This is a genomic window from Undibacterium sp. TJN25 (assembly GCF_049339885.1).
GTDB lineage: Bacteria > Pseudomonadota > Gammaproteobacteria > Burkholderiales > Burkholderiaceae_D > Undibacterium.
Map to the genome: position 1 here is coordinate 291970 of NZ_JBMPPM010000006.1, position 21027 is coordinate 312996.

The following is a 21027-nucleotide window of genomic DNA, read 5'->3' on the forward strand; positions in this document are numbered from 1 at the left end:
GGAAATATCATGCAATTGAAAGATAAAGTCGCCGTCATCACAGGTTCCGCCAGCGGCATCGGCAAGGAAATTGCACAGGAATACGCCAAAGAAGGCGCCAAGGTCGTCATCGCCGATCTGGTGCTGGAAGCGGCCGTCAAAACGGCGGAAGAGATCAAGGCAGCCGGCGGCCAAGCCATAGGCGTGGCGATGAACGTCACCGATGAAGCGCAGGTAGACAAGGGCATTGCCGATGCCGTAGCAGCCTTCGGCGGCATCGACATCCTGATCAGCAACGCCGGCATACAGATCATCAGCCCGGTAGTGGACCTGAGCTTTGATAATTGGAAAAAAATGCTGGCGATCCACCTGGACGGCGCTTTCCTGACCACCCGCGCCTGCATGCGCGAAATGGTCAAGGGCGGCAAGGGCGGCTCCATTATCTACATGGGTTCCGTACACTCGCACGAGGGATCACCGCTGAAAGCGCCTTATGTCGCCGCCAAGCACGGCCTGGTCGGCCTGGCGAAAGTAGTGGCCAAGGAAGGCGCCAAGGACAAGATCCGCGCCAACGTGATCTGCCCCGGCTTCGTACGCACGCCGTTGGTGGACAAGCAGATTCCCGAGCAGGCCAAGGAACTGAACATCAGCGAAGACGACGTCATCCACAAGGTGATGCTGAAGGATACGGTAGACGGCGAGTTCACCACCGTGGCCGATGTTGCCCGCACCGCGATCTTCCTGGCAGCCTTCCCGACCAATGCGCTGACAGGACAATCGATCGTCGTCAGCCACGGCTGGTTCATGCAGTAACAGCAGCCAGCAAAAATGTAGCCTGGATGGAGTGCAGCGTAATCCGGGAAGGCCGCCGCGAATTTTGCGGCGGCAATCGTTGAACAGGTTCAGGCTTTGTGAAAATCTGCTGCCGCCAGACCCGCTACAGCTTGACCCGGATTGCGTTACGCTCCATCCGCGCTATGTCCCACCTATTTGTCCCACCTATACCGGCTTGATCGTCATGCCCGCCGCAGTATCTTCCACTTCATAACCCAGCTCGCGCAATTCCTTGCGCAGCGCGTCGGCTTCCGCCCAGTTCTTGCTGTCTCGCGCGGCCTTGCGGCGATCAGCCAATGCCTGGATGCCGGCGGGTATGTCTTCCTGCACGGGCTGCCAGTGCTGCAAGTCCAGCCCCAGCACTGCATCAAAACGATCTACTGTCGCCTTCTTCACTTGCGGCGGCAGCTCGGCTTTTAGCAGTTCCCACATTACCGCCAGTGCGCGCGGCAGGTTCAGGTCGTTATTGATTTCGGCGTGGAAGCGCTCCACAAAGCGCGGGTCGGCTTCCGCCGCGGCATTGCCGGTCCAGGACAAGTAGGTATCCCGCAGGCGTTGCAAGGCGGTTTGCGCGGCGGTCAATGCTTCCCAGCTGAAGTTCAACTGGCTGCGATAGTGCGCCGTCAGGCACAGGTAGCGGTAGGCCAGCGGGTCCACGCGGCGGTCGGCCAGCGTTTGCAGGCGCAGGAAATCGCCGCTGGACTTGGACATCTTGCCGGCATCGATCTGCAGGAAATAGCCGTGCATCCAGAAGTTCGCCAGCCGCGTGCCATAGCAGGCTTCCGTCTGCGCGATTTCATTGGTGTGGTGGATGGGGATATGGTCCTCGCCGCCGCAATGGATATCAAACCACGGTTCCAGGTATTTGGCAGACATCGCCGAGCACTCTATGTGCCAGCCGGGGAAGCCTCGGCCCCAGGGGCTGTCCCATTCCATTTGCCGGGTTTCGCCGGCGGGGCTGAACTTCCACAGCGCAAAGTCGGTGGCATTGCGCTTGTCGCCCAGGGCAACGCGCTTGCCGGCTTCCTGGCCTTCCAGGTTCAGCCTGGCGAGGTAGCCGTAGTTGTCCTGCCTGGAGGTGTCGAAATACACGCCGTCCCCAGTGATATAGGTATAGCCTTTTTCCTCGATTACGCGGATGAAGTCGATCTGCTCGGCGATGTGATCGGTTGCCTTGCACCAGATGTGCGGCTCCAGCATGTTCAGGCTGCGCATGTCCTGTTTGAAGGCAACGGTAAAACGTTCGGCAATGTCCCAGGCCGATTCACCGGCCTTGCGGCTGCCTTTTTCCATCTTGTCTTCGCCGTCATCGGCATCCGACACCAGGTGGCCAACATCGGTGATGTTGACTACATGGCGCACCTGGTGGCCGTTGAATTCCAGCGTGCGGCGCAGCACGTCCTCAAACAGGTAGGTGCGCAGGTTGCCGATGTGCGCGTAGTCGTACACAGTGGGGCCGCAGCAGTACAGGCCGGCCCAGTCCTGGCGCAGTGGCTGGAAGGGGCGCAGCTTGCGCTCCCAGTTGTCGTAAAGGAGGATGTCCATTGTATTGATGGAATAAAAAAAGCAAATCGGGAAAATCGGCACCCGCACAAAATTGCAGGCATGGGAGGGCTTACAGCATCAACAACAATGTTGCTTCATGCGAGGTGCAGCGGGGAGGGCGGTGTGGCGTGGTCTGGCCTGCATAAGCTAATTCGAAAGTGATTATTCGTAATTTACCACAGCCCTTTGCCCTTGGCATGGTTTTGCCGCGTATTTGCTGCGCCAAGAGGGGGCCTCAGAGATATAATGATCTGAGCGAGAAGAATGAATAACAACGAACATCCGCCCGGAGTGCAGCCATGCAAACCCTCTATCCCGACGTCAGCGAGGACCAGTACCGTTCGCACTACCTGAACGCGGACATCGCGCAGTGCCGCCGGGTTGTGACGGTGGCGATGTGGGCCATGCTGCCGCTGATGTATTTCGATTTCAGCCTGCGCCAGCCGGGCAGCCTGTACCTGTTGCTGATGGCCGCGCATGCGGCGGTGTTTGCCTTTTCGCTGTGGTTTGCCCGCCAAATGCCCAAAATTTTGGGAGCGCCCAAGCTAGACCAGCAGATGCTGCGCTGGGTCTGGCTGGCGCTGGCCGTGACACTGGCCGGCAATGCCTCCCGCCCGGTCGACTATTTCGGCCACTACTACATCGATATCTGGATTGTGGCGATGTATTTCGTCGTACTGCCGCTGCCGCTGCGGCTGCTGAACCCGCCCATGGTCGGCTTTGTTGCCGTGTCGCTGTCGCTGCTGTTTTTATACAAGCAGGCACCTGCGGTCTCTTACACGTATAACGTGGCATTGATGCTGCTGCTGGCAGCCATTTCCGGACATACCATTTCTTCGCGCACGCACCGCTTCCGCCGCAAGACGCTGAGCGCCGAGCAGGAACTGGAAAGACAGGCCAGCACCGATCCGCTGACGGGCGTTGCCAATCGGCGCGAGTTCATGCGCATTTCCGACGGCGAACTAAAGCGCCATGCGCGCCTGGGCAAATCCCTGTCGCTGCTGGTCCTGGATCTGGACCACTTCCGCAAGATCAATGAGGCGCACGGACACCAGGCCGGCGAGGTCGTGCTGGTGGAAGTCACCCGCAGGATGAAAAGAGCAACGCGCAGCTATGATTGCCTGGCACGCTATGGCGGCGAGGAATTCTGCGTGCTGCTGCCGGAAGCGTCGATAGAAGACGCAGGCAAGATTGCTGCGCGCACCAAGCACACCATCATCGCCATGCCGGTATCGGTATCCGGCAAGGAGCTGCGCGTCAGCGCGACGATAGGCATTGCCACGATGCTCACCGGAGACACCATCGCCAGCATACTGAAGCGCGCTGATGCGGATCTGCATAGGGCCAAGAAAGAAGTTGCAGATGGTGCAGGTGCGGATACGTCGACTCCCGCATCGGCTGACCCCGCTTCTTCTGCTCCCTTGCCTGTTTCCTTGCCGGCGGAGGCAGGCAAGGCCGCGTGAAGCCCGTCGTTTTCACTTTCACTTTCAATAACTGCTTGCCTGGTCTAGGTAAAATGGCAATAAATTGCTGTGTATTCGCAATAGTGATTTATTGCTAATTTTTTGCGCAAGCGTATCGCCGTTGTGACGCATTTTGTTGCCCGCGACCAAAAAAATACAATCATCCGCCCAAATCTCAGCCAACTGTTGACCGCGAAGTAATTGTCGTGCTAAACATCGAAAAGTTACAATTTTATCGCTCTATTCGGAAGATGGATGCTTGACATTTTGCTGTATGGAAATGTCAGTGTCTTGCTGGGAGGTAAGTTACTTCGATGTAATATATTAATGCTATGATCGAGGATTACCTTAACGACATCGCAATGGAGATGCGTTAATTTGCGTTGATTGGGAATGGCGGACTATCCGCCGTGCATCATTGTGGTGAATGCATGCAGGGGTTATCCTGAGGGCTTACCTTGTTATCGTATTTTTAGCGGATTTCTTTAATTTAAGGCGCCTGGAATAGATCTATTTATATAGGTATCTAAAAAACGGCGCCTTGGATGCATAAAAAAGCAGTACAGCAGTACATAAGCACCAAGCAAGCATAAAACAAGCAATGACCAAGCAGTGCAGGCATTAAGGGTTTCCCGGTTGGGAGAGAAAAATAAAAACGACTCAACAAGATCTTGATATACGCAGCCGCCTGATGGCTGCGCGCTTGCCATCCATGCCTCAGACCCTGCTCAAGTTGATGGAGCAATGTCAGTCCGAGGAAGTAGGGGTGGCGGATTTGTCACGCCTGATCGCCCAGGACACGGCAATGACGGCCAAGATGCTGGCTGTCGCCAATAGCTCCGCCTATCACCGCAACGGCCCCTCCAACGGGCTGGACCAGGCGCTGCAGGCTATCGGCACCGAGATGATCAAGACTATCGTCATCAATGAGTCCGTTTCCCAGATTTTCGACAAGCTGTCGCAGTCCGGCAGCGCCGACCTGCGCGGTTTCTGGTCGCACTCGGTGCAGTCCGGCATGACAGCCAAGGTCATCGCGCTGCGCATAGGCTATTCCAATCCCGAAGAAGCCTACCTGGCCGGCCTGCTGCACGATGTCGGCCGCCTGGCGCTGTTTGCGATCCTGCCCAAAGAGTATGCTTTCAATTTTTTTGCACCGGATGACGACAACCTGTGCGCGGTGGAAGAGCGCACCCTGCAGACCACGCATGCCGAAGTCGGCTCCTGGCTGATAGAGCAGTGGAGCCTGGATTCTTTCATCGCCGATAGCGTGCTGTACCACCATGAAGCGCCGGCCCGCCTGGAGAAGGCGCACCCGCTGATCCGCATCACTTACCTGGCCCACGCGCTGAACAGCAGTGCACTGACTGACGCACAGCTGGAAAAAGCCGGCGCCCTGTGCGGACTGAAGCTCAGCGACCTGAATGACATCCGCGGCCGCGTGACCGACCAGGTCAAGAAATCGGCACAGCAGCTGGATATCGACCTGGAAGAAGAAGTGCAGCCACCCGCGCCGGTAGCGCCGGTCGCCAAGGATGTGACCAAGGACAAGATGATAGAGCAGGTGCGCGGCATGGTGCTGGCGTCCGAGCTGGGCCGCTCCTTCTCGCGCCAGCAGGGCGAAAGCGGCCTGCTGGAAACCATCGCCAAATCGGCGCGCATCCTGTTCCATTTCGACGGCGCCGTCATCCTGCTGATGAACGGTACCCGCGATGCGCTGGTCGGCAGCCGCGTCGGCGAGCACAGGTTGCGGCTGGCCGACTTCTCGCTGCCGCTGGATACCGACGGCAGTGTCATCGCAGAAGCTGTGCGTGAGCGCCGCGTGATGTTCACCAACGTCCAGCAAGCCGGCGAAGAGATGGGCGTTTTTGAAGAACAATTGCTGCGCCTGTTTAATACCGACCAGCTGGCTTGCCTGCCGCTGCATGCCGATGGCGTCAGCCTGGGCGTGATCCTGGCCGGCTTCATGGCATGGCAGGCGGACGACCTGGGCAAGCGCGAAAGCTTCCTCAAAACTTTCAGCAGCCAGGCATCCATTGCGCTGAGAACCCTGCTGAACGAAAAAGACGAAGCCGACAATATGGTCGAGAACCTGTCGCGCAACTACCGCGAAGCATCGCGCAAGGTGGCGCACGAGGTCAATAACCCGTTGTCCATCATCAAGAATTACCTGGGTATCCTGGACCGCAAGCTGCTGAACCGCGAAGTGGTCAGCGGCGAGGTGACGATACTGAATGAAGAGATAGACCGCGTCGGCAAGATCATCGACGAATTTGTCGACGTGAACGTGGTGGAGCAGTCCGGCAAGACCGACATCAGCCGCGTGGTTGGCGAAGTGGTGCGGCTGTTCCAGCAGGCTGAATTTGCATCGCCGCTGGTAAAGATAGAAAACCGCATGCTGGACGAATCCTTCGAGATAGACGGCAGCGCCGATACCTTGAAGCAGATTTTCATGAACCTGATCAAGAACGCGCTGGAAGCGATGTCCGGCGGCGGCGTGATCGAGGTCGGCAGCCATGGCCTGGTGAACCGCGACGGCGTGCTGTACGTGGAAACCTGGGTCAAGGATACCGGCCCCGGCATTTCGCCTGAAGTGATGGCCAAGCTGTTCTCGCCTGTGAAAAGCAGCAAGGGCAAGGGCCATAGCGGGCTCGGCCTGAACATCGTACACGGGCTGGTGAAGAAATTGCAGGGTCTGATCAGCTGCCGCAGCACCAAGCAGGGCACGACGTTTGAAATATTGTTACCGGTAGCACAGCGGACGGAGCATGATTCCGTCGCTTACTCCTAAAGCCAAAAAGAACCCTCTGGGACAAAAATGAGCCTGATAAACTCGTATGACTCGACCGCAATCAATGTCGCACTGGACGGAATGGATCCAGTGACCAGACTTGAACAGGCGAAAATTCCGCGTTTACTGCTGGTGGACGACGAACCCAGGCTCCTGAGCAGCTTGCACGAACTGCTGCGCACCGGTGAATACCAACTGGTGACGGCAACCAACGGCGCCGAGGCGATGGAGCAGCTGAGCAAGCTGCATTTTGACCTGGTGCTGCTGGACCTGCGCCTGCCCGACGTCAGCGGCCACGACCTGATGGATTTCATCATCGAACGCGGCATAGATGCCAGCGTCATCGTGCTGAGCGGCGACCGCGGCATCGACGCTGCCATCGGTGCCTTGAAGCGCGGCGCCTACGGTTACCTGCGCAAGCCTTACCCGCATGAAGAATTGCTGAAGACGGTAGAAAATGCGCTGCAGAAGCGCCGCCTGGAAGCAGAAAACCGCGATATGGCCTGGCGCCTGGAGTGTTCGGAAAAACTGTACCGCTACCTGGTGGACAGCTCGCCCGACATCATCTACACGCTGAACATAGAAGGCAAGTTCACCTTCGTCAACGACAGGGCGCATCAACTGCTCGGCTACAAGCCGGACGAACTGATCGGCAAACATTATTCCGTGCTGGTGCATGAAGAAGACCTGGGCCGCGCGCGCTACGTGTTCAACGAACGCCGCATCGGCGCGCGTGCATCGCGCAATATAGAACTGCGCCTGCGCTACCAGAACGAGCCCGACCGCGACCGCGAATTCGACAACACGGTGATGTCCATCTCCTTCAACTCGGTCGGCATGTATTCCGTCGACCAGGGCGACGGCAAGCGCGAATTTTTCGGCACCTACGGCGTGGCGCGCGACATCACCGAAAGCAAGCGCGCCGAACAGCTGATTTCCTACCAGGCCTACCACGACATCCTGACCGACCTGCCCAACCGCGCGCTGTTCCGCGACAGGCTGAACCTCGCGCTGATCCAGTCCAAGCGCAGCAAGTCCGAGCTGGCGGTGATGTTTGTCGACCTGGACCGCTTCAAGCTGGTCAACGATACGCTGGGCCACATCAAGGGTGACGAGCTGCTGCAGATGGTAGCCTCGCGCCTGCGCGAACGCCTGCGCGAGGGCGATACCTTGGCACGCCTGGGCGGCGACGAATTTACCTTGCTGCTACCGGATCTGCGCGACAAGCAGGATGCAGCGATGATCGCCGACCAGATCGTGCAGACGCTGAGCCAGCCTTTCCAGCTCGGCGCGCATAAAGTGCACGTATCCGCCAGTGTCGGTATCGCCGTCTGCCCCGGCGACGGTGAAACCGCAGACGACCTGATACGCCACGCCGATATCGCGATGTACAAGGTCAAGGCGCTGGGCAAGAACGGCCACAGCTTCTACGACAGTTCGATGCAGGATGCCTCGCACCAGAAGATCCAACTGGAACAGAGCCTGCGCAAGGCGCTGGAACTGGGCGAGCTGGAAATGTATTACCAGCCGCAAATCGACGTCAATACCGGCCAGGTGATAGGCGCTGAAGGACTGATACGCTGGAACCATCCGGAGCGCGGCGTGCTGACTGCCGGCGAGTTCCTGCCCTTTGCGGAAGAAAACGGCCTGATCCTGCCGATCAGCGACTGGATGCTGGCGCCGCTGTGCCGCGACCTGAACGAATGGAACACCGTCACCGACCAGCCGCTGCGCCTGTCGCTGAACCTGTCGCCGCAATACCTGGACCGCGGCGATTTTCACAAGAAGCTGAAGGCCGCGCTGGCGGTGCACGAGATATCGCCGTCGCAGGTGGAAGTGGAAATCACCGAGAACCTGTGCATCCGCAATCCCCAGTATGCGATCGAGCAGCTGAACAAACTGTGCCAGCTGGGTATCAGCGTTGCCATTGACGATTTCGGCACCGGCTATTCATCGCTGGCCTACCTGCACCGCTTCCCCGTGCATACGATCAAGATCGACCAGTCCTTCGTTCGGGAAATCCAGGAGGCGGACGGCCACTACCCGGTTGTGCTGGCCATCATCTCCATCGCACGCGGCCTCGGCCTGCACCTGATCGCCGAAGGCGTGGAAACGGATACGCAGGCGCGCTACCTGGAACAGGCCGGTTGCACCACCTTGCAGGGCTTCCTGTTCCATGAGGCGCTGCCTCAGCAAAAATTCATCCAGCTGTTGAGAGAGAATGCCAGTGAATTTTCACTCAAATGAAACCGCAGTACATCGTAAAGGTTTTCAGGATTTGGAAGTTCGTCGCACAACCGAATGGATGACAGGTTTATGGAAATGCAAATGAAGCGGGCTGCCGATGAGGGCGATGCGGATGCGCAATACCATCTGGGCCTGCAATACATCCACGGCAAGGGATCGGAGCAGGATGCCAAGCTGGCCATCCCCTGGTTCCACAAGGCTGCCGAGCAGGGCCACGTCATGGCCCAGTTCAACCTGGGGCTGATGTACGCTACCGGGCAGGGCGTGCAGCAAGACACCGAACAGGCCATGCACTGGTACCGCCGCGCGGCCGAGCAAGGCTATGCGCGTGCGCAGTTCAACCTGGGCCTGATCTACAGCAGCTCCGCCAAATTCCAGAACCACATCCAGGCACTAGCCTGGTACAGCAAGGCCGCCGAGCAGGCGCATACCGGTGCGCAAAACAATATTGGCCTGATCTACATCACCGGCCAGGGCATGCCGCGTGACTACCGCAAGGCCATCACCTGGTTTGAAAAAGCCGCCACGCTGGGCGACGCCGCCGCGCAAAACAACCTGGGCATGATCTACGGCAACGGCAAGGACATGCCGGCCGATTATCCACGCGCCATCTCCTGGTACAGCAAGGCGGCGGAGCAGGGCTATGCCAGCGCCCAGTTCAACCTGGGCCTGCTGTACGACACCGGACAGGGTGTGCCGAAAGATCACAAGCAGGCCATCGTCTGGTACCTGAAGGCGGCCGAACAGGGCCACATCAAGGCGCAGTTCAACCTGGCGCTGGTGCATGAAACCGGCGAGGGCGTGCCGCATGACATGAAGCAGGCCGCCAACTGGTACCGCAAGGCGGCCGAGCAAGGGCACCCTGCCGCGTGCTACAAGCTGGGCCTGATGTACGACCAGGGCCTGGGCGTCATGGAAAACGGCCGCGCCGCGCTGGACTGGTACCTGAAGAGCGCCGCATCGGGCCATGCAGGCGCGCAATTCAAGCTGGCGCTGCGTTACGACAACGGCCAGGACGTGGAACAGAATTACAAGCAGGCCCTTGCCTGGTACACCAAAGCGGCCGAACAAGAAAACGCCAGGGCGCAGTTTAATTTGGGTTTGATGTATGCTTACGGTCACGGTACGGCGGTGGACCTGGTGCAGGCCCACAACTGGCTCAGCCTGGCGGCCATCAACGGCATGCAGAAAGCCAACAGGCACAAGCACATCGTCGAATTCAAAATGACTCCGCAACAACTGGGGCAGTCGCAGCATACATCGCTAGAGTCGCTGGAAAAAAACAGCAGGCTGATCTGATCAGGACCGGAAACTCCGCTTGGCCGGGCCCGAACCTGTGCAGGCACCCGCTTCACGCGATCTGGTAGTATGCGCGGCTCCTCCGCCATCAGACAAAGGAACAACATGAAAACCAAAGCAGCGATCGCCTGGAAGGCGGGACAACCCCTGACAATCGAAGAAGTGGAACTGGGCGGCCCGCGAGAGGGTGAAGTCCTGGTCGAGATCAAGGCCACCGGCATCTGCCATACCGATTACTACACCTTGTCCGGCGCTGATCCGGAAGGCATTTTTCCCGCCATCCTGGGCCATGAAGGCGCGGGCGTGGTGGTGGATGTCGGCCCTGGCGTCAAAAGCCTGAAAAAAGACGACCACGTCATTCCTCTGTACACGCCGGAATGCCGCGAATGCAAATTCTGCCTGTCGCAAAAAACCAATCTGTGCCAGAAGATACGCAGCACGCAAGGCCGCGGCCTGATGCCGGACGCCACCAGCCGCTTCTCTCTGGACGGCAAGCCCATCTTCCATTACATGGGCACCTCCACTTTTTCCAACTACATTGTCGTGCCTGAAATCGCTCTGGCAAAAATCCGTTCCGATGCGCCGTTCGACAAGGTCTGCTATATCGGCTGCGGCGTCACCACCGGCGTCGGCGCGGTGCTGTTCACCGCCAAGGTAGAAGCCGGCGCCAATGTAGTCGTCTTCGGCCTGGGCGGCATAGGCCTGAACGTGATCCAGGCGGCCCGCATGGTCGGCGCCGACAAGATCATCGGCGTGGACATCAATCCGGCCCGCCAGGAAATGGCGCGCAAGTTCGGTATGACCCACTTCATCAATCCTACGCAAGTAGAAAACGTCGTGGACGCCATCGTCCAGCTGACCGACGGCGGCGCCGACTACAGCTTCGAATGCATAGGCAACACCACCACCATGCGCCAGTCGCTGGAGTGCTGCCACAAGGGCTGGGGCCAGTCCATCATCATCGGGGTGGCTGCAGCGGGGCAGGAGATCAGTACGCGTCCCTTCCAGCTGGTCACCGGCCGGGTCTGGAAAGGCTCAGCCTTCGGCGGCGCACGCGGCCGTACAGACGTACCGAAGATTGTCGACTGGTACATGGAAGGCAAGCTCAACATCGACGACCTGATCACCCACAGGCTGCCGCTGGACCGCATCAACGAAGGTTTTGATTTGATGAAGAGCGGCGAATCCATCCGTTCCGTCGTTATCTACTAAGGCGGCCGCAATGTTCGAGACAATCAGCGAGTACGGCTGCTTCGGCGGCATACAGGGCTTCTACAAGCATGCATCGGGCAGCATAGGCCTGCCCATGCGTTTCTCGGTGTACCAGCCGCCGCAGGCCAAGGACGGCCCGGTGCCGGTGCTGTTTTACCTGGCCGGCCTCACCTGCAACGAAGAAACCTTCATGATCAAGGCCGGCGCGCAGCGCTTCGCCGCCGAGCACGGCATCATGCTGGTGGCGCCTGACACCAGCCCGCGCGACACCGGTATTGCCGGCGAAGCCGATAGCTGGGATTTCGGCACCGGCGCAGGCTTCTACCTGGATGCCACGCAGGAGCCGTGGAGCAAATTCTTCAAGATGGAAACCTACATCGTGCAGGAGCTGCGCGAACTGGTGCTGCAACATTTCCCCGCCCGCAAGGACAGAGTAGGCATCTTCGGACACTCCATGGGCGGCCACGGCGCACTGACGCTGGCGCTGCGCCACCCCGGCGTCTACCAGTCAGTTTCCGCCTTCGCGCCGATTGCCGCACCAACGCTATGCCCATGGGGCGAAAAAGCCTTCAGCAATTACCTAGGTAAAGACCCGGCCAAATGGCAAAGGCACGACGCCAGCGTGCTGATGCGTTCAAAATCCGCCGCACCGTATCCAGGCGGCATCCTGATCGACCAGGGGCTGGCCGATAAATTCCTGGAGCAGCAGCTGTTGCCGCAGGAGTTCGAGGCCGCGTGCGAAGCGGTAGGGCAGCCGCTGACTTTGCGCAGGCATGCGGGGTATGACCATGGGTATTATTTCATCAGCTCTTTTATTGAAGAGCATTTGAAATTCCACAGCCAGCATTTGGTGTAGTCATCGGCATTGTCGTAATCCTGTTTCGCTTCCAGCGCGCTTAGCTGTGCCAACTTCTGCGGCGACAGCAGTTGGCTTTCGACTCGCTGATCTGCCGTGAGGAAGGCCTGGATGTCAGCAGCCATGTTCTAAATCACCAATCCTGCTGATACTTTAATGCTTAGTCGATGACTAGCATGCCGCCTCAGAAATGACCATACGGTACAAAATTGTCGAGCTCGAGCTCGAGCTCGAGCTCGAGCTCGAGCGCGCAGCCTGACCTCCTTTACTTCTCCCAAATACCGGGGCAGGTTCCACATGCTGGCATCGTCCGTATGGTCAGAGTAATTGCCAGCCAACTGATCGTAGCAATATATCTCGATACCGGCTTCGGGCAAGAAGGACTAAAGGGCTTAAAGATATTCGTAAGAAAAGCCGGGGCCGCCGTGCCACACCAGCACCTTGGTGCGGCTGTTGCCTATGCATTTAGTCCAGACTTTATATTTGCCGCCTGCTACCGGAATTATTCAGATGCCGGCCTTACGGATGTCGCCCGGATTCAATCTATCAGCCAACGTCAAGAGTTCTCCACAAGACGTGCCAACATTCGGCGTGGCGACTATTACGGGCACAGCGGCGCTGCCGCGATCAAGGTGACGCCTGTTACCAGGAACATTATTGAACCTTTTTGAACAATTTCTGAACTAACCAAAGTTATTTTCTAATTTGCAGATCATTTAATAGCTGTTGTTTGTGAATATTGTGCTCATGAAGGAAGCAAATTTTTCCATAGGAAAAATTTGAGGCCAGAGAAATGTCGGAGTTTGATTGCTATTTAAGTGATTTTTCGACCATATTGACACCCACATAGCGTACCTACAACTCATCAAGCAGCATGGGCACATTTGATGAATCTTGCGCGAAAAATTGGAAACTACCCATACGACTCGGGCCAGCCGACATGGCTGCTGGCTCGATCCTTAAATTTTTTTCCTTAACCAGAATATTTTTAACGATAACTATGCTGAACCATCAAGTAGAACCAGCTCGAACACTCAGCCGCTCTGGCCCGCTAGGTTTTATCCTGACCAATCGATGGGGAGTGCGTCCCATTATTGCAATCGCTCTGGTTTGGGCGAGCGACCGACTAGTGAAAAAAATGCTGGGTGGACTAGCCAATCCGGTTCAGCACTCGGGTACGACCGATACCCTGCTGCTTTCCCCTGTGCTGATCACGGAGTTCTGCCGTTTGGCAGGCTTGATCCTGGTTTTCACGCTCTTCTCGTACATCCAAAAAGAACCGATTGGTGCCTGGGGTTACCGGGATGCCAAAGCGCTAAAGCGGCTTTGCTGGGGCTTGTTTTTCGGTTTTTTGTTCATGAGCACCTTGGTGTTGAGCTTATGGGGTGCACATCTGCTGATTTTCCTGCCGAGCGCATTTTCTTTAGTCGAGACGCTGCGACTTGGTACGCTGTGGGCCCTGATGTTTTTGCTGGTGGGTATCTTCGAGGAATCGCAGTGTAGAGGATATTTGCAGTACGTGCTGACCAGGAATATCGGGTTCTGGTGGACCGGGGCATTGATGGCGCTGTACTTTATGTATGCCCATTGGACGAATCAAGGGGAGAACATGATCGGCTTGATCACGGTAGGGGCTTTCTCTTTGGTCGCCTGCTATAGCCTGTGGCTGACCGGTTCGCTTTGGTGGGCAATCGGCTTTCACGCGGCCTGGGACTGGACACAATCGTATTTTTATGGCGCTGCAAACAGCGGCGTGGTATTTGAGGGGCATTTTCTCGCCGTACAGCCGGCGGGTTCCGATTTCTGGAACGGACGGATGGCCGGGCCGGAAGGCACTCCCTTGATGCTGCTGTGGCTGCTACTGAGCGCGATCGCCATGTATCTCTATTGGGGACGTCGGACTAAGCGTCCGTTAGCTACAGTAACGTCTATTTAGGGAGGTCATTTTTACGATTTTGGTATTCCTACATCGCAGAGTCATGGTGCTCCGCCAGCAAATTCGCTTTGCCTTAAGGGCACAAGAGGGCACCGAGTACAACCGTCTTGAATTCAGCTAGCGCGGCTCCGCTCTTTTCCACGCGCATGCGCAAAAGTGCCCCTTCCCAACTGTTGAACATAAATCGCGCCAACAGGACAGCCGGCAAACGATTAGTGATGGTGCCTTCTAGTTGTCCTTCAGCGATACAAGATTCGAAGATCTGGCTCCACGTGTTCCAATTCTTCTCCAGATGCTCGCGGATCAGAGCACTATGGTCCGCCGCCTCAGCACTAAAATTCCCCATCAGGCAACCCCGGCCGTACCCGCCGGCAGTCAATGATGCGATGCGATCATCAAAAAAGGCTTCTAAGCGCTCTAATGTTGGCAGCTCAGGGTTCAAAAGGAAGGCGCGTAGATTCTCCTCTGCAAGCCTTGAATACGCATCGATAACCTCCACTCCAAAGGCTTCCTTGCTTTCAAAGTGATTGTAGAACGAGCCCTTGGGGACGCTAGCTTCCGCCACAATCGTTTGAAGGCCCGTTGCCGCAAACCCTTGGGCATGAAAGGTTTTCAAGCCCGCGCGAATAAGATTGTCACGTGTGTTTAGATTTGGCTTAGGCCCCCGGCGAGGCGATGAGAACGAGTTCATATTTTTGACTTGACTAATTTAAGACGACCGGTCACATTATATACCTAAGCTGTTGTGACGTTTTCAGGACACAAGGAGATAGCTATGGTGACCACGCATGACGTACGCATTCAGGCGGACGGACATATTGAACTTGGGGCACGCCTGTATTTACCGGAACGCAGCGGACCGCTTCCCGCAATCAGCATGGCCCATGGCTTCGCCGGCACGATGGCACATGGCCTGGGGCGTTTTGCGGAAGCGTTCGCGGCAGCGGGTTTCGCGGTACTCGTCCATGACCATCGGAATTTTGGGACGAGTGGAGGCGAGTGCCGCGGCGATATCGATCCATGGCAACAGATTGCCGATTGGCGTCGTGCGATTTCCTATCTGGAATCTCGCACGGAAATCGACCCGACTCGAATTGGGATCTGGGGTACAAGTTATGCGGGGGGCCACGCCATCGTCCTTGGCGCAACCGATCGCCGACTGCGATGTGTCGTCGCTCAGGTACCTACGATCAGCGGCTACGAACAAGGATTGCGCAGGGTGTCTCCCGACGCACTGCCTGCTCTCAATAACGCCTTTGCGGAGGACGAAAGGGCGCAGCTTCGAGGTGAACCTCTTCGCCGGCAGGCTGTGGTCAGTACCGACCCCGGGGTTCCGGCCGCCTACCGGTCTCAAGACGCCATTGAGTTCTACCTGCAGCCCATTTCGTCCGGGCTATGGGAAAACGAGCTGACGCTCAGATCGACCCGCGCCGCGCGCATGTACGAGCCTGGTGTCTGGATTTCCCGGGTTTCGCCTACGCCTTTGCTTTTTGTCGTGGCCCTGGACGACAAGGTGACACTCACGGATCTTGAACTTGCCGCCTATGAGCGCGCACTCGAGCCCAAGCGCCTGGTCCTGGTGCCCGGTGGCCATTTCGCCCCCTATGTGGACCAATTTGCCCTGGCCGAGAGGGCCGCAACCGCTTGGTTCAAGGAACATCTGGAAGCAGCGTCCGGATAACACGCAGATCGGAAGACCTTCCGACCGCAAACTAGACCGAGCTTGCAAACTCAATTTTGTAAAATTCTCTGATACCAAACCTCGGACCAGAGGAGCTGTCTAAGATCATTCGACCCAGCGGTTCAACTCAACGTGAAAACAAGGAATATAAAATGCTTATCAAGTCCAATGCATCTTCCGTGACGGTCGCTGAAATCGAAGAAATTCGTAGCCTGTTCCTGCGGCAGGCCGCAGGGGAAACGGCCCACGACCTAAACGTCATCGAATCGGTGCTCGCCCACGCGCCCATCGGGCAACCCGATCCCGTAAACTTTGTGGCAAGGGCCTATCGTTTCTGGGGCCGCGAGGCAGTGGTCGAGCATTTTCGCGAGGTATTTAAGGGCACCTGGCGCTTCGAGCCAGTCGAGGAAGAAATCCGCATCTTGCCATTGGGGCCGGACGCCGCCCACATTTATGCGCCGACCCACATCACCGCCGGCGCCCCAGGCAAGGAAGCCGCAACCTTCACTTTCCTGGTCAACGAGATCGCTATTCGTACGGCCGAAGGTTGGCGCATCTCGGCCATAGTTCCGGTCCCGGCACAATAATCGACGTCTCGACAATAGCAGGAGGTTCGTCATGTCCCATCTGAATTGCACTATAGATCAGCAAGTCGCCATCCTCACACTTGACCACGTGCCTCAAAACCGCATCGACGATCAAATGGTCGAAGAACTCGCCGAAGCGTTGAGCATGATTACGAACAGCGATGCCAGGGCCGTACTCGTATGCGCCGCTGGCGCCGACTTCAGCTATGGCGGCGATATCCTACCTTGGCCGGAGCGCGACCGCGCCCAGCTTCGTAGCACATTCGAGCGTTACATGGAGGTGTTCAACCGGTTCGAACGCTTGCCTCTTCCTGTCGTTGTCGCTGTTCAGGGGCTTTGCTTCGGGGGCGGGTTTGAGCTGGCCTTGCGTGCCGATGTCATCTTCGCCGCCGACTCGGCACGGTTCGGCCACCCCGAGCAAACCATTGGCATCGTGACCTTGCTTGGCGGCATTTACCGTGTGGCGGAGCGGGCAGGACGAGCGCGAGCGTCCGAATGGGCGCTGACCTCCGAGCAGGTTCCTGCGGCGGTAATGGCACAGGCGGGCGTCATCAACAAGGTCTTCGCGGACGACGCACTTCTTGACGAAGCCCGCGCCTTTGTCGACCGCCTCGCCAAAGGACCGACCCGTGCCTTCGCTGCACACAAGGCGCTGTTGCGTACGGCGGCAACGGCCGGCGTAGCGGTAGCCGACGAGATCATGTTCGACGTTGCAATGCCGGTATTCGATTCTCAAGATGCGACCGGCGGAATCGCATCTGCCGTAGATGCGATCAGGCTTGCCCAGCCGCGGCCATCCTTCCCGTTCAAAGGCCTCTAGCGCTTGCGCACCGGCAGACCACACCCTTTCACCGGAGACACTTATGGAAAACGCTGCCCCTTTTGCTGCCCGCGACGCGTGGATGGTCATAGTGCGCCAAGCTGATCGAATGCTTTTTGCGGAACACTTCGATTTGCAAGCGACCCTCACTACGTCAGTTTTTGAAAGGGTAATCAAAGGGGCCGATGAAATATACCGGTACTTCGAGGCGACGCGGGCCATGTTCGACAGCTTTGCCTTCAATAGCGAGGTAAGCCACGAGGGCCGCACCTTCATGACCTGGGAAGGACATGCTTTGGAAAAGACATTGACTGGCGTAACAATAGTGGAACGCAATCCGGCGGGTCTTGTAACGAAGGTGGAAATCTATTCCGGCCCCCTTTCGGCGCTCACCCCCTTCGCCACCGATCTCGAGCGCCGGCTAAAGGAAAGGGTTGCCCCGACATAAGCCTGCGCCGAGGTCCTAGTATTTCCAAACGTGGGCCTATCAAGATGTATGGGATTGGCACCGGCACTGAAAGGCCGGCAACGCGGGACGCCGCAGCATGCGTATTGATTGAACGAGGAATGGCGCCCGCCCTCGATGACCGTTCGCGCGCACTGTATCTTCCGTAATCCAGTTCTAAGCAGCCTTCTCTATTGGGAGGGCGCTGCAGTCGATAGACGATTTGCAGACATTGCTACCTATACATTTCCAGCATTGGTATTGATATTCGATTTTTGCTAGCGGTGGCTTTTGCCTATTGCTGCGGGTAAAACAGTGGATTCGCGGTAAGGAAAACCCGCTGCAAAGAAAAACTCAATCTCGACAGGCCCTAACGCTTATGGCTGTCGTCTGAAACTCCACGCCAGTTATTTTTAAATAGTTCGCCAAATGGAAAACTATCATGATATAGTTCACCACATGGAAAACTATTCTGCATCTCTCAACAACGTATTCCATGCATTGGCCGACCCTACGAGGCGATCAGTGATTGCCAGGCTCGGCAGCGGCTCCGCCTCAATCAAGGAACTTGCCGAACCGTTTGGTCTGGGCTTGCCTTCGTTTTTGAAGCACATCAAGGTTCTTGAAAGTAGTGGTCTCATTGCATCAGAAAAAGTGGGACGAGTACGAACCTGCAAACTGAAACATGAAAACTTGACTGCTGCACAAAAGTGGTTCGACGAGCAGCGCATGGTCTGGGAAAATCGATACGAAAATCTGGATAACTTATTGACTACCCTGAAAGGCGAAGAAAGTGAAAGCTGACCTCCAATTTGACTTCCTTGTTGATAAGGAAAAAAATACCATCACGATCAAAAGAGAGTTTGCTGCCAAACGGCAACTGGTGTGGGACTGCTACACGAAAAGTGAACTGCTCGACCGGTGGTTTGCGCCTAAACCTTTAACCACGAAAACCAAGTATATGGATTTCAGGGAAGGCGGCCATTGGCTCTATGCGATGGTGGAACCCGCTGGACAAGAATACTGGGGCCGCATGGACTATCAAGCGATTCACCCCATTGACAGTTACGTTTCGCTGGACGGTTTTTGCGATGACACCGGTACGCTGAATCCTGAGATGCCCAGATCCAAGTGGAATGTCACTTTCTCGGATCGCGCCGCGCGCACCCTTGTAGAGACGGTTGTTTCTTATGGATCGCCCGAGGCACTCCAGCAAGTCATCAATATGGGACTGAAGGAAGGCTTGGCCTCGACTTTGGAACGTCTGGACGAACTTCTTTTGACCCTCAACTAAGAAGTGAAAGAACCGTCATCCGATGCCTACGCCAAAATATAACCCCGGGCTTGACGCTTATGCGGAAAAGGCCGAAGACTTTGCGAGACCCATCTTCGCTCACTTGCGTGCCCTCATCCATGCAACATGCCCAGCAGTAATCGAGGAGGTCAAATGGGGGATTCCGCATTTTGACTACAAAGGCGACATGATGTGTATTTTCGCCGCTTACAAGAAGCATTGCTCCTTTACTTTCTATAAGGACGCGCTGATGGCTGATGCGCGCCTCAAGGGCAATGACAGCGTCCCGGCCGCGAAGCGATTTATGGGCAAGCTCACCAGCCTTGAGGATCTGCCGCCGGACCGGGAGCTTAAATCCTGGATCAAGGAATCCATGGCGCTCAATGAGCAAGGCATGAAACTTCCTGCACGAGAATCCAAGACTCCCAAAGAAGTCGGAATGCCTGCGGCATTTGCAGAAAAGCTCCAGGCCAACCCGAAAATCGCAAAGATTTTCGAGAGCAAGTCAGCATCTTTTCAAAAGGAATACAAGGTCTGGATTGGCGAAGCGAAGACTGATGCAACGCGCGATAAGCGCATAGAGGAAGCCATGGCCTGGATCGCGGAGGGCAAGGGACGTTTTTGGAAGTATGCCAAGTAGCGGCCGTCTGCTCCTGGGCGAGGGCTGCATTGAGAGCAGTTATTGCAGCTTCCTACACATTTCAATGTCATTTGTTCCGCAAATCATTTCCATCAACTGCCGAGCCTTGAAAGCGGTTGCAGGTTTAGCGGCTGCCTTGACTAGCCATTCGAGTGCCTGCGCCGGATCTTTGTCGTAGCCCCATCCGTACGCATACATGGTGCCCAGATCCATCTCGGCTTTGGCGTGGCCTTGTTGTGCTGCTTTGTGAAACCATTTACCGGCTTCCAGCATGTCCTTGGGGGCGTCCACACCCTGGGAGTAGATACTTCCCAGGTTGTACTGCGCTGATGCATAACCGCGCTCCGCCGCTTTCTGATACCAAGTGATTGCCTGCTCTGGATTTTTGGCGAAGTCACTTCGACCTGTTGCATATATTTGACCTAAGTTAAAAATGGACTCGATATCGCCCTGGGCTGCCGCGCTTTTGAAGAGCTCAACGGCTTTTGCCGTATTTTGCGGTACGCCTTTACCGTCTTGGTACAAATTGGCGAGATTGAATTTTGCGGCGGCAAGATCATTGTCTGCCGCTTTTTGGAACAACAGTGCCGCCAAAACGTAATTCTTCGCCGCACCTAGGCCATCGGCATATAGATTTGCCAGATTATTTTGCGCTCTTTTATTTCCCAAGGTGGCGGCCACCAGATACCAAGTGCGCGCTGTCTTATAGTTGCCTGCGACAAAGGCACTGCGGCCGAAGCTATAGGCATTAAGCACGACCCCTAGAATCAGCACGCAAGATATACCCAGTAACAAAAAAAACAGGGCACGAGGTTTTGCAATTCTCATTGTTCAAATCAAGGTATTAATTCATTGTTATTTGGCGCCGCGGTTTAGCTGGGCTCAATCAACCGGACGACTGATTGTATGCATTTAAACAGGGCGTTGTTCTGTTCAGTGCCATGTGTTTTTTGGCATTCCGCAACACGGGGATAGATTGTTTCCAGGCGGGGCATGCGAACAGCACCGAGGGTTTCGCGCATACATACTTCGGATCGGAATGAGTAATAGGCATACACGGACAATTGTGGAAACCGGTATGCATCTTCAACATTTTCATGAAGGGCGCTGACAAAGCGTAAGCCCATCGCTTTTGGAGCAGGGGGGATCAGCTTCTCTACATCTTCCTTGGTGCGGCCATTTTTCTTGTACTCCCATATCTGAAGTACAGAGCTTGCCTGGTCGCGACACAAGGTGTTAGATGCGGCGATCATCGTGTCAGGGGCGGGTAGAGACCAAGCTGTCACGTCCTGCGCGGAAGAGGTTTCGGCCAAGGCAAATATCAGGAATAAAAACACAGCTTTCATATTTGTGGTCCCTAGTTGTAATGATCGATTGAAGATTGTTGCCTTTGTTTTAATT

Annotated in this window: 20 protein-coding genes; 16 read left to right on the forward strand and 4 right to left on the reverse strand. The window is 56.4% G+C overall.

The annotated features are described in order from the left end of the window. The first annotated feature begins 9 nt into the window (after positions 1 to 9). Positions 10 to 792: a 3-hydroxybutyrate dehydrogenase gene (locus ACO0LO_RS16980; protein WP_422965544.1), complete on the forward strand. Its 783-nt coding sequence runs from the start codon at positions 10 to 12 to the stop codon at positions 790 to 792. Positions 793 to 978: 186 nt separating this feature from the next. On the opposite strand, the gene cysS is transcribed toward ACO0LO_RS16980, so the two are convergent. Beyond that, entirely contained in the window at positions 979 to 2358 is a 1380-nt protein-coding gene (gene cysS / locus ACO0LO_RS16985) for a cysteine--tRNA ligase (RefSeq protein WP_422965546.1), read from the reverse strand. 299 nt (positions 2359 to 2657) lie between these two features. On the opposite strand from cysS, the gene ACO0LO_RS16990 reads away from it, so the two are divergent. The 8 genes from ACO0LO_RS16990 (at position 2658) to ACO0LO_RS17025 (ending at position 14159) form a co-directional block, all read left to right on the forward strand. Further along, on the forward strand, positions 2658 to 3821 hold the full coding sequence (locus ACO0LO_RS16990) for a GGDEF domain-containing protein (RefSeq protein WP_422965548.1): 1164 nt from the start codon (positions 2658 to 2660) through the stop codon (positions 3819 to 3821). 691 nt (positions 3822 to 4512) lie between these two features. Beyond that, positions 4513 to 6609, forward strand: coding sequence for an HDOD domain-containing protein (locus tag ACO0LO_RS16995; protein ID WP_422965549.1), 2097 nt, complete (start codon positions 4513 to 4515; stop codon positions 6607 to 6609). 81 nt (positions 6610 to 6690) lie between these two features. Continuing rightward, positions 6691 to 8856: an EAL domain-containing response regulator gene (locus ACO0LO_RS17000; RefSeq protein ID WP_422965899.1), complete on the forward strand. Its 2166-nt coding sequence runs from the start codon at positions 6691 to 6693 to the stop codon at positions 8854 to 8856. An 81-nt stretch (positions 8857 to 8937) separates the two neighbouring features. Next, a complete protein-coding gene (locus ACO0LO_RS17005; protein ID WP_422965551.1) occupies positions 8938 to 10155 on the forward strand; it encodes an SEL1-like repeat protein in 1218 nt (405 codons plus the stop codon). A 105-nt stretch (positions 10156 to 10260) separates the two neighbouring features. Next, entirely contained in the window at positions 10261 to 11367 is a 1107-nt protein-coding gene (locus tag ACO0LO_RS17010; protein ID WP_394782238.1) for an S-(hydroxymethyl)glutathione dehydrogenase/class III alcohol dehydrogenase, read from the forward strand. Positions 11368 to 11377: 10 nt separating this feature from the next. Then, a complete protein-coding gene (gene fghA / locus ACO0LO_RS17015) occupies positions 11378 to 12223 on the forward strand; it encodes an S-formylglutathione hydrolase (protein ID WP_422965554.1) in 846 nt (281 codons plus the stop codon). Between the two features lie 314 nt (positions 12224 to 12537). Then, positions 12538 to 12894, forward strand: a complete 357-nt coding sequence (locus ACO0LO_RS17020) for a hypothetical protein (protein WP_422965556.1) — start codon at positions 12538 to 12540, stop codon at positions 12892 to 12894. 329 nt (positions 12895 to 13223) lie between these two features. Then, complete coding sequence (locus ACO0LO_RS17025; RefSeq protein ID WP_422965558.1) at positions 13224 to 14159, forward strand: lysostaphin resistance A-like protein; 936 nt, start codon at positions 13224 to 13226, stop codon at positions 14157 to 14159. Between the two features lie 73 nt (positions 14160 to 14232). Here the strand turns inward: ACO0LO_RS17025 and ACO0LO_RS17030 are convergent, their stop codons facing one another. Then, positions 14233 to 14850 carry a TetR family transcriptional regulator C-terminal domain-containing protein gene (locus ACO0LO_RS17030; protein WP_422965559.1) on the reverse strand — a complete coding sequence of 206 codons (618 nt, stop codon included), beginning with the start codon at positions 14848 to 14850 and terminating at the stop codon, positions 14233 to 14235. Between the two features lie 84 nt (positions 14851 to 14934). Here ACO0LO_RS17030 and ACO0LO_RS17035 point away from each other — a divergent pair, with 84 nt between their 5' ends. The 7 genes from ACO0LO_RS17035 (at position 14935) to ACO0LO_RS17065 (ending at position 19626) form a co-directional block, all read left to right on the forward strand. Then, positions 14935 to 15840 (forward strand): alpha/beta hydrolase, encoded by a 906-nt coding sequence (locus tag ACO0LO_RS17035; RefSeq protein ID WP_422965561.1) that lies wholly within the window; start codon positions 14935 to 14937, stop codon positions 15838 to 15840. A 152-nt stretch (positions 15841 to 15992) separates the two neighbouring features. Continuing rightward, positions 15993 to 16427, forward strand: a complete 435-nt coding sequence (locus tag ACO0LO_RS17040; RefSeq protein WP_422965563.1) for a YybH family protein — start codon at positions 15993 to 15995, stop codon at positions 16425 to 16427. A 31-nt stretch (positions 16428 to 16458) separates the two neighbouring features. After that, the gene (locus ACO0LO_RS17045) at positions 16459 to 17247 is read left to right on the forward strand and encodes an enoyl-CoA hydratase/isomerase family protein (protein WP_422965565.1); all 789 of its coding nucleotides are present in this window, start codon (positions 16459 to 16461) and stop codon (positions 17245 to 17247) included. Positions 17248 to 17290: 43 nt separating this feature from the next. Further along, positions 17291 to 17695 (forward strand): hypothetical protein, encoded by a 405-nt coding sequence (locus ACO0LO_RS17050; RefSeq protein WP_422965567.1) that lies wholly within the window; start codon positions 17291 to 17293, stop codon positions 17693 to 17695. 456 nt (positions 17696 to 18151) lie between these two features. Continuing rightward, the gene (locus ACO0LO_RS17055; protein WP_422965569.1) at positions 18152 to 18496 is read left to right on the forward strand and encodes an ArsR/SmtB family transcription factor; all 345 of its coding nucleotides are present in this window, start codon (positions 18152 to 18154) and stop codon (positions 18494 to 18496) included. Beyond that, positions 18486 to 18986, forward strand: coding sequence for an SRPBCC family protein (locus tag ACO0LO_RS17060; protein ID WP_422965571.1), 501 nt, complete (start codon positions 18486 to 18488; stop codon positions 18984 to 18986). The genes ACO0LO_RS17055 and ACO0LO_RS17060 overlap by 11 nt, the downstream gene beginning before the upstream one ends. Before the next feature lie 22 nt (positions 18987 to 19008). After that, positions 19009 to 19626 (forward strand): DUF1801 domain-containing protein, encoded by a 618-nt coding sequence (locus ACO0LO_RS17065; protein ID WP_422965573.1) that lies wholly within the window; start codon positions 19009 to 19011, stop codon positions 19624 to 19626. Between the two features lie 39 nt (positions 19627 to 19665). On the opposite strand, the gene ACO0LO_RS17070 is transcribed toward ACO0LO_RS17065, so the two are convergent. Beyond that, positions 19666 to 20454, reverse strand: coding sequence for a tetratricopeptide repeat protein (locus ACO0LO_RS17070; RefSeq protein WP_422965575.1), 789 nt, complete (start codon positions 20452 to 20454; stop codon positions 19666 to 19668). A gap of 44 nt (positions 20455 to 20498) precedes the next feature. Further along, positions 20499 to 20972 carry a hypothetical protein gene (locus ACO0LO_RS17075; RefSeq protein WP_422965577.1) on the reverse strand — a complete coding sequence of 158 codons (474 nt, stop codon included), beginning with the start codon at positions 20970 to 20972 and terminating at the stop codon, positions 20499 to 20501. Positions 20973 to 21027 lie beyond the last annotated feature (55 nt).